This window comes from Shimia litoralis (assembly GCF_005518135.1).
Lineage (GTDB): Bacteria > Pseudomonadota > Alphaproteobacteria > Rhodobacterales > Rhodobacteraceae > Shimia_E > Shimia_E litoralis.
In genome coordinates, this window is the sequence record NZ_SULI01000001.1 from 106783 (window position 1) to 119061 (window position 12279).

General features: G+C 56.5%; 8 protein-coding genes. 6 read left to right on the forward strand and 2 right to left on the reverse strand.

The window, feature by feature from the left end:
* The first annotated feature begins 2 nt into the window (after positions 1 to 2).
* From FAP39_RS00485 to FAP39_RS00500, 4 genes are all read left to right on the forward strand, one after another.
* Entirely contained in the window at positions 3 to 911 is a 909-nt protein-coding gene (locus FAP39_RS00485) for a DUF2950 family protein (protein WP_171006751.1), read from the forward strand.
* A gap of 349 nt (positions 912 to 1260) precedes the next feature.
* On the forward strand, positions 1261 to 1740 hold the full coding sequence (locus FAP39_RS00490) for an ImuA family protein (RefSeq protein WP_246058890.1): 480 nt from the start codon (positions 1261 to 1263) through the stop codon (positions 1738 to 1740).
* A complete protein-coding gene (locus tag FAP39_RS00495) occupies positions 1682 to 3160 on the forward strand; it encodes a Y-family DNA polymerase (protein WP_138014675.1) in 1479 nt (492 codons plus the stop codon). Before FAP39_RS00490 ends, FAP39_RS00495 begins: the two co-directional genes overlap by 59 nt.
* The gene (locus FAP39_RS00500; RefSeq protein ID WP_138014403.1) at positions 3157 to 6540 is read left to right on the forward strand and encodes an error-prone DNA polymerase; all 3384 of its coding nucleotides are present in this window, start codon (positions 3157 to 3159) and stop codon (positions 6538 to 6540) included. The genes FAP39_RS00495 and FAP39_RS00500 overlap by 4 nt, the downstream gene beginning before the upstream one ends.
* 135 nt (positions 6541 to 6675) lie before the next feature.
* Here the strand turns inward: FAP39_RS00500 and FAP39_RS00505 are convergent, their stop codons facing one another.
* Complete coding sequence (locus FAP39_RS00505; RefSeq protein ID WP_138014404.1) at positions 6676 to 8859, reverse strand: thiamine pyrophosphate-dependent enzyme; 2184 nt, start codon at positions 8857 to 8859, stop codon at positions 6676 to 6678.
* Positions 8860 to 9017: 158 nt separating this feature from the next.
* Between FAP39_RS00505 and FAP39_RS00510 the strand changes: the two genes are divergently transcribed.
* Both FAP39_RS00510 and FAP39_RS00515 read left to right on the forward strand, forming a co-directional pair.
* The gene (locus FAP39_RS00510; RefSeq protein ID WP_246058891.1) at positions 9018 to 9932 is read left to right on the forward strand and encodes a LysR substrate-binding domain-containing protein; all 915 of its coding nucleotides are present in this window, start codon (positions 9018 to 9020) and stop codon (positions 9930 to 9932) included.
* 34 nt (positions 9933 to 9966) lie between these two features.
* Positions 9967 to 11625: a sulfatase-like hydrolase/transferase gene (locus tag FAP39_RS00515; RefSeq protein WP_138014406.1), complete on the forward strand. Its 1659-nt coding sequence runs from the start codon at positions 9967 to 9969 to the stop codon at positions 11623 to 11625.
* Between the two features lie 17 nt (positions 11626 to 11642).
* Here FAP39_RS00515 and FAP39_RS00520 read toward each other — a convergent pair whose 3' ends face one another.
* Complete coding sequence (locus FAP39_RS00520; RefSeq protein WP_138014407.1) at positions 11643 to 12266, reverse strand: TetR family transcriptional regulator C-terminal domain-containing protein; 624 nt, start codon at positions 12264 to 12266, stop codon at positions 11643 to 11645.
* Between the last annotated feature and the right edge of the window lie 13 nt (positions 12267 to 12279).

Consider the following 12279-nt stretch of genomic DNA (forward strand, 5'->3'; position numbering starts at 1 on the left):
CTATGTTTGCAAAGAGTCTCGTGATTGCTGGCGCGGTATTGGTCGCAACTTCTGCGACTGCCGGATACCAGAAGATTGAAAAAGGGTTCACGTCGGCGGATGATCTGGCCAATGCTTTGGCCGAAGCTGTGCGCACCCATTCTGTCGAAGACATGGTCGGGTTGTTCGGCACCGACGCCGAGGGCACGTTTACCACGGGCAATGCCGCGCAGGATCGCGCCATCTGGACAAGCTTTGTCGCGGCGTTCGATGACGAGTATTTTGTTCAGGAAATCTATGGGAAATATGCCGTGCTCTTGGTCGGAGAGGACAACTGGGCCTTTCCTATGCCCATGTATCGCGACGAGAGCGGATACTGGGTGTTTGATGTCGCCGAAGGCCGTGAAGAAATGGCGCGTCGGCGGATCGGGCGCAACGAGTTAGAGACCATCAGCATTCTAGAAAGCTATGTCGATGTTCAGGCAGAGTATCGCCAGACAGATTGGGACGAAGACGGCGTTCTCGAGTTTGCCCCGCGCATTATCTCTAGTGAAGGTACCCGCGACGGGCTGTATTGGTCTGGCTCTGCAAGCCCTGCCGGAGAGTTCTTTGCGCGCGCCGCAGCAGAAGGGCATGTGGTCGACGGTGAAGATGCCGCGCCCGAACCCTATGCTGGCTATGTGTATCGTCTGTTTAACAAACAGGGTGAACACGCACCGGGTGGGGCGTTGGATTACGTGGTGAATGGAAATCAGATCGCAGGTCATGCCGCGATCGCCGTACCCGCGGAATATGGTGTCACTGGGATCATGAGCTTTATGGTCGCGGAAAACGGGACGATCCTGGAATTCGATCTGGGCGAGCAGGGCCTTGAGGCGAGTCTCGCGATGGAGAGCTTTGATCCGACCAACGATTGGGTGCCTGTGCCCTAAGACACTAAGGCAAGCGATCATTGTGTACGACATAAAAAGGGGGTTGGTGCAGTCTAGCCCCCTGTTGTCACTGTTGAAGTGACGCGATCCCGTCGTGTTTCTGACGGTCTTTACCGCATGGCTCCTCCCGAAGATCTCGTTGAGAGAAGCCTGATTTTCTTGAAAGCGGATCAATGACCGCTATGCGGACAAAACCGACTTTTGCTGCATATACGCCAATGTCCGCTATGAACAATATACAAATATTTTCAGCGGGGCCGTAGCGTGCTAGATTTTGGATATGCAGGATTTAGCTTTCTTCCCCCCGACCAAGGCCCGCACGCATGAGGTATGCGGGGCGGGGGCATATATGTTCGCCTTTACACTTGCGGCGCAACTGGCTGACCCCGTGATTTGGGTGCGTGAAGGTTGGGATACCCGACAGGTCAATCCAACGGGGTTTTTAGACTTCATTTCGCCCTCAGCGTTAACGATCTGTAACACTGAAGATCAGACCGAAACGCTTGCCGTGGCCGAAGAAGCCCTACGGTCGGGGGCGGTTTCACTGGTTGTGCTGCAATTGAATAAACCCATCGGGCTGACCGAAGGGCGGCGCTTACAACTTGCGGCGCGGGATGGGCAAACGACCGGACTTGCGATCATTCCAGAAGGGATGGGCAGTAATGCCGCCGAAACCCGGTGGCGTTGCGCCCCTGTGTTTGACCCCAAAGACTCGACTCTACAGATGTGGGAGCTTATTAAGAACAAATCAGGAACATTAGGTGTTTGGCATGCTAGATGGGATGCAGCGTCGCGTCGTCTCTTTATGGTTTCCCCGGCTGGCAAGTGACCGGGTTTTGCGCCAGCGCCCGATAGACGGGCCGTTTGTTCTGACACTTAAGCAGCGCAATGCCAATCGGATCTACTGCCTGAATACTGACGCCGCCCGGCAAGGCCTGCGGCTGGGCATGCCTTATGCAGATGCCCGTGCATTCTGTCCGGACCTGCAAAGCCATAAGGCCAAGCCTGAGCAGGATCAAAGATTTCTTTCTATGCTGCGCCGCTGGGCCACCCGTTATTGCCCTTGGGTCGGGCAGGAAGACAACGATGGGCTGGTGATGGACATCACCGGGGCGGCGCATCTGTTTGGCGGCGAAGAGGCCATGCTGAACGACATGCGCACCCGCCTTCTGCGCGCCGGGCTGTCTGTGCAAGTTGGGTGCGCGGATACACGCGGGGCGGCCTGGGCCTTGGCACATTATGCTGAGGGCATTGCCCCAAACGGGGCGGCATTGACCGCGTTGAAATCCCTACCCGTTGCCGCTTTGCGTATAGAGGACAGCATGTCCGTTGCTTTGCAGCGGTTGGGGCTGCGCCACATTGGCGATCTGGCTCAGGCCCCGCGCGCGCCGCTCTCTCGCCGTTTTGGCCCCGATCTTTTGTTGCGGCTGGATCAGGCGTTGGAGGCACAACCCGAAGCAATCACACCACAGGCCGAGCCACCCCATTATGCGGTGCGGTTGACCTTGCCCGACCCCATCGGCCTTGTGACGGATGTGATGGCTGGGGCGGAACGGCTTCTTGTTCAGCTTTGCAAGAAATTGAAAATGCAGGAAATGGGGGTGCGGAAATTATGCATGACCTTGCGTCGTGTCGATCAGGGCTATCAGCAGGTCGAACTGCGCCTGGCGCGCGCCTTACGAGACCCACAGCGTATTTTATCCCTTTTTGAACGCAGGCTGGCCGAGGTGGATGCCGGGTTTGGTATTGACCAGTTGAGGCTGGAGGCCACGCAGGTTGAAAGCGTTCCAGTTCAACAGATCTGTCATGTCACGGACGGAGACAAAAACAGCTTAGAGGACCTGATCAGCCGACTTGGCACACGGGTCGGGTTGGAAAACATTCAGCGTTTTTTACCAGCCGAAAGCCATATCCCGGAACGCAGTTTTATCATTGCTGCGGCGGCATATTCTGAACCTTCGGACGCGTGGATCCGGGCCAATCTGCGCCCGATCACCCTGTTTCCACCTGAACCCATTGCCGGGTCAGGTGCGCGTCCACCTGAACGGTTTCGCTGGCGGCGTATCCCCCTGACCACCGGTCGCGCCACTGGCCCGGAACGTATTGCCCCGGAATGGTGGCTGGATGACGAAAACTGGCGCTCTGGCCTGCGCGATTACTGGCAGGTGGAAACCACGCAAGGACGGCGGCTTTGGCTGTTTTATACCCCCCAAAACCCAGGCTGGTTTGTGCAAGGGGAATTCGCATGATCAAGGTGAACCGCACCCATCGTCCGGTCGAGGCATTCCAGCGGGATTTGCTGGACACCCGCATGCAGGCACAAGATTATGCCGAGCTTTGCGTCACCACGAATTTCACCTTTCTGACCGGGGCATCGCACCCAGAGGAACTGGTGGTGCGTGCGGCTGAATTGGGCCTGTCTGCCATTGCCATCACAGACCAGAACTCTCTGGCGGGTGTGGTGCGCGCATGGAGCGCCTTGAAAGAGATGAAACGCGAGACACATGGAGCGTTGCACATTCGCTCTCATCACCGGATGGATGCATCGTCCCGGCAAGGCATCGGCCACAGTGATCTGATTGAACGGCCCATTGTCGTATCTCTTCCTAAGCTAATCGTGGGCTGTCGGCTTGTCTTGCAAGATAGCACGGTGGATTGGCTTGCTTTACCCCGCGACAAAGTCGCGTATCAACGACTGACACGCCTGCTGACCTTGGGAAAGCGCCGCACGCAAAAGGGGCAGTGTATTCTATACACCAAGGATATGATCTCGGCCTGTAAGGGGATGATCCTGATCGCTTTGCCGCAAGGTTCCTTGTCTAAAAGCATCCCTGACATCCGGGCCGTGGGGCGGCATTTCCCCAATCACGTCTTCTTGGGGGCCGCCCCCCGTTATGACGGCAGCGATCAGGCCTATCTGGCCAGCTGTGCTCAGGTGGCGGGGCGGGCATCAAGTCCGATGGTGGCTGTGGGCGATGTGTTGATGCACCGCGCGGGCCGTCGCCAGCTGGCCGATGTGCTGACCTGTATGCGCGAACATATCACGATAGATCAGATTGGCACCCGCGCGCTGCCAAATGGTGAACGTCGCCTAAAAGCGGGTGCGGACATGGCTCGGGTGTTTCGCGATTACCCGGCGGCCCTGCGCCGTACATTGGAAATTGCGGACAAATGCAGCTTTGATCTGGGCGAACTGTCCTATGAATATCCGCATGAAGAGACGGAAGGTGAAACCCCACAACAACGTCTGGAACGGCTGGCAAAAGAGGGCCTTAAACGCCGCTATCCAAACGGTCCGCCGGACCGGGCGCTTCAACTGATGGACAAAGAGCTGGCTGTGGTAAGCGAGTTGAACTTTCCCGCCTATTTCCTGACCGTGCATGACATTGTGCAATTCGCCAAATCACAGGGGATCCTGTGCCAAGGACGCGGATCAGCCGCCAATTCTATCCTGTGTTATCTGCTGGGGATCACCGATGTCAGCCCCGATATGATCGCCATGGTGTTTGAACGCTTTGTGTCCAGACACCGGGGGGAACCACCTGACATTGACGTCGATTTTGAACACGAGCGGCGCGAAGAGGTGATCCAGTGGATTTACAAAAAGTACGGCCGTGAACGCGCAGGGCTTTGCGCCACCGTCATCCATTTCCGCACCCGCGCTGCTATTCGCGAAGTGGGCAAGGTCATGGGGCTTAGTCAAGATGTAACTGCGGGATTATCCGGCCAAATTTGGGGGATGACCAACGGGGGTGTGGACTTGGACCGCATTCGTGAACTTGGCCTTGACCCCGAGGATCGGCGGCTAATGCAGACCATTCGCCTGATCGGTGAGATCATTGGCTTTCCTCGCCATCTGTCCCAGCATGTCGGCGGTTTTGTCATCACACGTGGACGGTTGGACGAACTTGCCCCCATTGAAAATGCCGCGATGGTCGATCGCACGGTTATTTGTTGGGACAAAGATGACATCGATGCATTGGGTATCCTCAAGGTGGATGTGCTGGGGTTGGGCATGCTCAGCTGCATTCGCAAAGCGTTTGAACTGATGCTGCGGCACGACAACATCCCCCATAATATCGCCTCGGTTCCCCAAGGTGATATCCCGACCTATGACATGCTGTGCCGCGCCGATGCGATTGGCGTTTTTCAGGTGGAAAGTCGCGCGCAGATGAATTTCCTGCCCCGGATGAAACCGCGTGAATTTTACGATCTGGTGATTGAGGTCGCCATCGTCCGGCCCGGCCCTATTCAGGGGGATATGGTGCAGCCTTACATTCGGCGACGAAACGGTTTGGAAAAAGCAGCCCCCTTTGGCCCGGCATTGGAAGAGGTGACAAAACGTACGCTGGGTGTGCCGCTTTTTCAGGAACAAGCCCTGCAAATCGCCGTCGTCGGTGCGGGATTTTCCGCTGAAGAGGCTGATCACCTGCGCCGATCGCTCGCATCGTTTCGACGCATGGGCACCATCGGCACCTATCGGGATAAATTCATCAACGGTATGTTGCAAAACGGATATGAACCGGATGTGGCCGAGCGTTGTTTTGGTCAGATCGAGGGCTTTGCCGATTACGGTTTCCCCGAAAGCCACGCCGCCGCTTTTGCCATGCTGGCCTATGTATCGGCTTGGCTGAAATGCCACCACCCGGCCATTTTCGCCTGCGCGCTGCTGAATTCTCAGCCAATGGGGTTTTACGCGCCTGCCCAAATCGTGCGTGACACCCGCGAACATGGCGTCGAGATCCGGCCCATTTGCGTCAATCATTCTGAATGGGATAACAGGCTGGAACGCCGCCCTGATGGGGCTTTGGCCCTGCGTCTGGGGTTTCGTCAGATTAAAGGCTTCAAGGAAGAGAATGCGGGCTGGATCGTGGCGGCCCGTGGCAACGGCTATCCCGACCCCCATTCCCTATGGCTGCGGGCAGGGCTGGGTCCGGATGTGTTGACACGTCTGGCCGAGGCTGACGCGTTTTCCGATATGGGGCTGACCCGGCGCGATGCGTTGTGGCAGGTCAAAGCCATCCGCAGCGACAAACCCTTGCCGCTTTTCAACGATCCAATTGATGGGGAAAACATCCATGAGCCGCAGATAGATTTACCGGTAATGCAGCTGGGCGAACAGGTGGTCGAGGATTATGTCGCCACCCGCCTGTCCCTGCGCGCCCATCCGATGGAGCTTCTGCGCCCATCGCTTCTGGGGTTGGTTACCCATGCCTCTTTGTCCCAGATTCCTCTGGGACGTTACGACGTTTGCGGCCTTGTCATTACGCGCCAACGGCCCGGGACGGCGTCGGGGGTGATCTTCCTGACGCTTGAAGATGAAACCGGTGTCAGCAATGTTGTGGTCTGGCCGAAGATCTATGAACGCTTTCGGCGCATCGTCATGGGCGGGCGGCTTTTGCGCATTACGGGCCATCTGCAACGCGAAGGTATTGTCGTTCACCTGATTGCGCAAAATGTGGAGGACATATCCCATAAACTGTCCGAACTCGGCCATCCACAACCGGAAGCGCTAAATGTTGAAGGCCTGCGCACCGATGACACCCCAAAAACCGCACGGCACCCCACCCGAGCCATGCATCCGCGTGATCAAGCAAAACGGCTTTTCCCAAGTCGGGATTTTCATTGAAGCGGTCATTTGCGCAATGCGTAGCATTAGGTAAAAGGGGCTCAAAACTGACATCTGACAAAAAACGCCTGATACCCATTTTCCAAAATCACGGGAGCCGATGGCTAAGCGATTGTGGGGCCCCGGTTTCCACACCTATGACATGTCCCACAGCGCTTTGGCCGCATGCGCGATGCTGTCGGCAGAAGGCATTGTGGCAGCATAAGCTGGACCCGTGGCAATAAAGCTGTCGTGGGCGGCGATGCGTGCATGCGGCACTGCACAATTCTCGTGCAAGAAGGCCATGAGGGCTTCGGATTGGCTTCCGGTTTCGCGGCATTCATCCACGATCAGCACTTTTTGAGCCCCGTGCAAAGCCTGCAAAATCGCATCGGTCGGTAATGGGGCCAGCCAGCGTATATCGATGATGCGTGTTTCAAGGCCGTCGTGGTCCAGTTTGCGCGCCGCTTGGCTGCTCAGATACCGCCCATTGCCATAGGTCAGGATGGCCAAGGGGCCGTCGCCGTCCACGCCAACGCTGCCAAGAGGGATTTTGCGATCCGGTGCCGGATAATGCGTCATCCACCCCGCGTCCTTGTTGTCATGAAGGTCGCGCATCGGATACAGCGCAATAGGTTCAACAAAGACCACAACACGTTGTTCTTCTCGGGCCAGCCGGACGCATTCGCGTAACATCATCGCCGCATCATCCCCCCGCGACGGACAGGCAATGACGATGCCCGGAATATCTCGCAGAACAGCCAGAGAATTGTCGTTATGGAAATGGCCACCAAACCCTTTTTGATATCCCAGACCTGCAATTCTCAGAACCATGGGGTTGCTGAACTGACCATTGGAAAAGAATGGCAGGGTGGCCGCTTCGCCTCTGATTTGGTCTTCGGCATTATGCAAATAGGCAAGGAACTGAATTTCAGGGATCGGAACGAACCCATTGTGCGCCATGCCAATGGCCAGCCCCAAAATACTTTGTTCATCTAGCAAACTGTCGATGACCCGGTCCGCCCCAAAGCGGTCGGCAAGTTTCTGGGTCACGCCGTACACGCCCCCCTTGCGTCCGATATCTTCGCCCATCATCACGACTTCGGGGTGGTCCAGCATGATATCCCGAAGCGCCCAATTCAGCAGGCGCGCCATGGGTTGAGGTGTGTCCATCGCCTTGATGTCCGACCCGAAAACCCGCAGCCGCTCTGTGTCTGATGGGCCATTTTTGGGCAAACACGGGCGCGCCGGCGGGATCAGGCTTTGCATGACGTCTTGGGCCGTTTCCAACCGTGGCAGAGCCGCAATTTCTTGCGCCATGGCCTGACATCTTGCGGCAGTGTCGGTATAGATTTTCAGGGCGTCTTTTGACGCAAGCGCCCCAGATTGATCCAGAAGGCGTGCGGAATGCAGCAGGGGGTCGTCGGCTTCCCATTGCTCAAAGGTGGTTTTTGGCAAATACGCCTGTTGCAAATCTGATCCGGCGTGGCCGTACAGGCGCACCAACGTCAGATGCAAGAACACTGGTTTTTTGTGGGTGCGCGCATAGGCGGCGGCCTCTTTGGCAGCGCGATAGGTGTCATACAGATCAAGGCCATTGGCATGGATGTACTTAAGGCCGGGCTTGGATTTGAAGTTTTCTGCAATCCAGCCTTTTGGCGTGCGGGTAGAGATACCAATGCCGTTGTCTTCACACACAAACACCAAAGGCAGCGGAGTGGATTGATACGCCGCCCAACACGCAGAATTGATCGCGCCTTGCGCGGTTGAATGGTTTGAGGACGCGTCGCCAAACGAGCAGATGACGATCCCGTCGTCTTCCAGAATCTTGTGTTCTGGCGTGCGCCGCCGTGCAAGTCCGATGGAATAGGCCGCCCCGACGGCCTTAGGCAGGTGGCTGGCAATTGTTGACGTTTGTGGCGGGATATTCAGGGCGCGTGACCCCAAGACCTTGTGGCGTCCGCCGGAAATGGGATCGGCGGTGGATGTCGCAAAGCTGAGCAACATATCGCGGACAGGATCGATACCCGCGACTTGTGCCGAGCGCATGGTTTGAAAGGCCCCATCCCGATAATGCAGAAACGCCATATCCGTGGGGCGCAATGCGGCTGCGACGGCTGCCATCCCCTCGTGGCCCGAGGACCCGATGGTATAATACCCTTGACCGCTTGCTTGCATTTTGCGCGACGTGCGATCCAAATTTCGGCTGATGCATTGGGCCTGAAAAATTTCAATGGCGCATGTGTCCTCGAGCGGCCCCGACGGATCGGCCCCGGATGGGAATTTGGTGTTGGTGAGGGCCTGAACAAAGGCGTCGTGAACGATGTCTGCGCGATCCATATCTGCTCCTGTAAGCACCTGCGGATGCCCAGACGTCGCGTGCTGAGCTTCCAAAGTGGCGAATATCCGGCACTTCATGCCGTTTTCGCATTATAGTACCAAAATATTGCGGTAAAATCGACGAAATGGAATAAAATCATTTCAAAAGGGAATGCATTATGATCTCACGACGCTTTGCACCGCCGACCTCATGGCTTTTGGCATTTGAAACCGTCGCGCGGCGTGGGTCTGTGACCGATGCTGCGCATGAACTTGACCTGACGCAGGGGGCGGTGAGCCGCCAGATTCAAAAGCTCGAGGGGCAGGTGGGTGTCGCTTTGTTTCAGCGCGAGGGCAAACGTCTGGTGTTGACCCCCCAGGGCGCGTTGTACGTGTCCGAGATCCGCACCGCGATCACCCAGATCATGAATGCCACAATTGCCCTAAAAACCAACCCTGAGGGGGGCGTGCTCAACCTTGCGATCCTTCCCGCATTCGGGGCGCATTGGCTGGCCCCCCGATTGCCAGATTTCTTGCGGTGCAATCCGGGAGTGACGTTGAATTTGACGACACGCACCGCCCCGTTTGATTTTGCCACTGATACGCTACACGCCGCCATACACTTTGGCGCGCACGACTGGCCCGATACCCATGCGCTGCCTCTTTGGAAGGAGGATTTGGTGTTGGTTGTGGCCCCGTCCGTTTTGGCAGGGGCCCCGCCTGTGATCGCAAGCTTGGCCGACATTCCGCGCCTGGAGCTTGAGACCAGACCCAAGGCTTGGGCACAGTGGGGGGCAGCCCATCAGGGGGCACAGTTTGGCGATACGATGATGGTGCTGGATCAATTTGCGACCATGTCTACAGCCGCGCAATCCGGTTTGGGGGCTGCTTTGATGCCGTACTATCTGGTGCAGGGGGATATTGCCGCAGGGCGGCTTGTGACAATGTCAGACGCGCGCCGCATTAGTGTCGGGGCATATTATCTGGTTTGGCCAAAAGGGGCTGATACTTATCCTGCACTAACGGCGTTACGCGGATGGTTGTCTGAGTGCTGTGATTGTGGTGATACTGCCCCCACGGCTGTGGCACCCTAGGGCGCATCCGGCTGGTGTGATTGGCGGAGGTCTCATGACTAAAAATATTCTGTTCATAATGTACGATCAGTTGCGGTTCGACTACCTGAGCTGTGCGGGACATCCGCATTTGCAGACCCCGAACTTTGATCGTGTGGCGGCCAAAGGCGTGCGCTTTGATCGCGCTTATGTACAGTCCCCCGTCTGTGGGGCCAGCAGAATGAGCTATTATACAGGGCGGTATGTGCACAGCCATGGGGCCCAATGGAATAACCATCCTCTCAAGGTTGGGGAAATGACGCTTGGCGATCATCTGCGCAAGCTGGGTATGCAGACATGGTTGATCGGGAAAACCCACATGAAAGCAGACGCCGAAGGTATGGCGCGCCTTGGGCTGGCCGCCGACAGTGTCATAGGCGCGCGTGTGAGCGAATGCGGGTTTGATGTTTGGGTGCGCGATGATGGGTTGAACGCCGAGGGGCCAGACGGGTTTTATGACCGCCGCCGATCGCCCTATAATGAATATCTATTGAACAAGGGCTATGCAGGGCCAAACCCGTGGCATGATAGCGCCAATGCGGGCGTCACACCGGACGGTGACATTGCCAGCGGGTTTTTGATGCAACATGCAGATAAGCCCGCCAATGTGCGCGAAGAAGACAGCGAAACGCCGTGGCTCACGGATCAGGCCATTGCGTTCATGCAAGACCATAAAGACGGGGCACCTTGGTGCGCGCATGTCAGTTATATCAAACCCCATTGGCCGTATATTGTGCCCGCACCGTATCACGCGATGTACGATACGGGCCAAATTCAAAAGGTGGTGCGTGCGCCGCAAGAACGCGAAAACCCACATCCGGTGTACGAGGCGTTTTTGAACGGGATCATCGGCAAGGCGTTTCATGATGACAAAGTCCGAGAGGTCGTCATCCCAGCCTATATGGGTCTGATAAAACAATGCGATGATCATTTGGGCCGTATCCTTGAGTATCTGGACGACTCTGGGCAGATGGACAGTACAATGATTGTTCTGACCTCGGATCACGGCGACTATATGGGGGATCACTGGATGGGCGAAAAGGACTTGTTCCACGAACCATCCGTCAAAGTGCCGATGATCATATTCGATCCGTCCCCAGAAGCAGACGCAACGCGTGGCACCGTGTGCAATGCGCTGGTTGAGTCAATTGATTTGGCGGCGACGTTCATCGAAACCGCAGGCGGAGAGGTGCCAGCGCATATCGTGGAAGGGCGGTCCTTGATGCCGTGGATCAGGGGTGAAACCCCGGACGACTGGCGCGAGTTTGCCATCAGCGAATATGATTATTCGGGTACGGGTGCTGCGGTCAAACTTGGGATGGCGCCCAAAGACTGTCGGTTGTTTATGGTGGTCACGCACCGTTGGAAGTTCATGCACGCCGAAGGCGGGTTCCGTCCGATGCTGTTTGATTTGCACAATGACCCCGATGAACTTGAGGACCTTGGTGAAAGCGACGCGCACAAGGCGATCATTGCGCAAATGTACGACCATCTGTTCACATGGGCCCGGCGCATGTCACAACGTACAACCATATCAGATGCGACAATCACCGAAAAACGCGGGGCATCCCGACGTCGTGGAATCGTATTAGGGGCCTATGATGCAGAGGGGATCTCAGACGAAATATTGTCCAAATATGTTGGGCCAGCCCCCGAGGTTCCAGATGTGACCTAGACCAACTGGCGATATGTTCAGGGCGTCAAGAGCTTGCGAAACATGTTGTCCAGATACGCGGACGCGCCGTCCAGAACACCGTCTTCGCCCGCCATCAAGACGCCGACCTGGGCCTCGAAATCGGCATAGTGCTGGGTCGTGGACCAGATCGAAAAAATCAAGTGCCTTGGGTCGACCGTGGCAATGTCACCAGCATCAACCCAATGCTGAATGAGGGCGGTTTTGTCGTCAAACAACGGTTTGAGACCCGCCGCAAGATGGGGGGCCATGCGCGGCGCCCCCTGAAGGATTTCATTGGCAAACAACCGGCTTTCTCTGGGAAACTCGCGAGTCATTTCCAGCTTGCGATGCACATAGGCCAAAATTTCCTCGAGCGGGTTCCCGTCAGGTTTCAATCGCTCTAGCGGGTCAAGCCAGCTTTCCATGAGTTGGTTGAGCAAGGACACATGAATGTCTTCTTTGCCGCTGAAGTAATACAGAATATTAGGTTTTGAGAGCCCCGACGTCTCTGCGATCTGATCAAGGGTTGTGCCGCGATATCCGTGACTCGAGAACACCTCTAGGGCTGCGTCTAAAATCCGTTTTCGGTTTCGCAGTTGAATGCGGCTTTTCTTGTTGGGCGATGCAGAAGTCGTAGCCATATATTGAACATGC

What these genes read in the sequence shown, in the direction of transcription:
- FAP39_RS00485 (WP_171006751.1), top strand. Translation starts at nt 3, where the DNA reads ATGTTTGCAAAGAGTCTCGTGATTGCTGGCGCGGTATTGGTCGCAACT.
- FAP39_RS00490 (WP_246058890.1), top strand. Translation starts at nt 1,261, where the DNA reads ATGTTCGCCTTTACACTTGCGGCGCAACTGGCTGACCCCGTGATTTGG.
- FAP39_RS00495 (WP_138014675.1), top strand. Translation starts at nt 1,682, where the DNA reads ATGCTAGATGGGATGCAGCGTCGCGTCGTCTCTTTATGGTTTCCCCGG.
- FAP39_RS00500 (WP_138014403.1), top strand. Translation starts at nt 3,157, where the DNA reads ATGATCAAGGTGAACCGCACCCATCGTCCGGTCGAGGCATTCCAGCGG.
- FAP39_RS00505 (WP_138014404.1), bottom strand. Translation starts at nt 8,859, where the DNA reads ATGGATCGCGCAGACATCGTTCACGACGCCTTTGTTCAGGCCCTCACC.
- FAP39_RS00510 (WP_246058891.1), top strand. Translation starts at nt 9,018, where the DNA reads ATGATCTCACGACGCTTTGCACCGCCGACCTCATGGCTTTTGGCATTT.
- FAP39_RS00515 (WP_138014406.1), top strand. Translation starts at nt 9,967, where the DNA reads ATGACTAAAAATATTCTGTTCATAATGTACGATCAGTTGCGGTTCGAC.
- FAP39_RS00520 (WP_138014407.1), bottom strand. Translation starts at nt 12,266, where the DNA reads ATGGCTACGACTTCTGCATCGCCCAACAAGAAAAGCCGCATTCAACTG.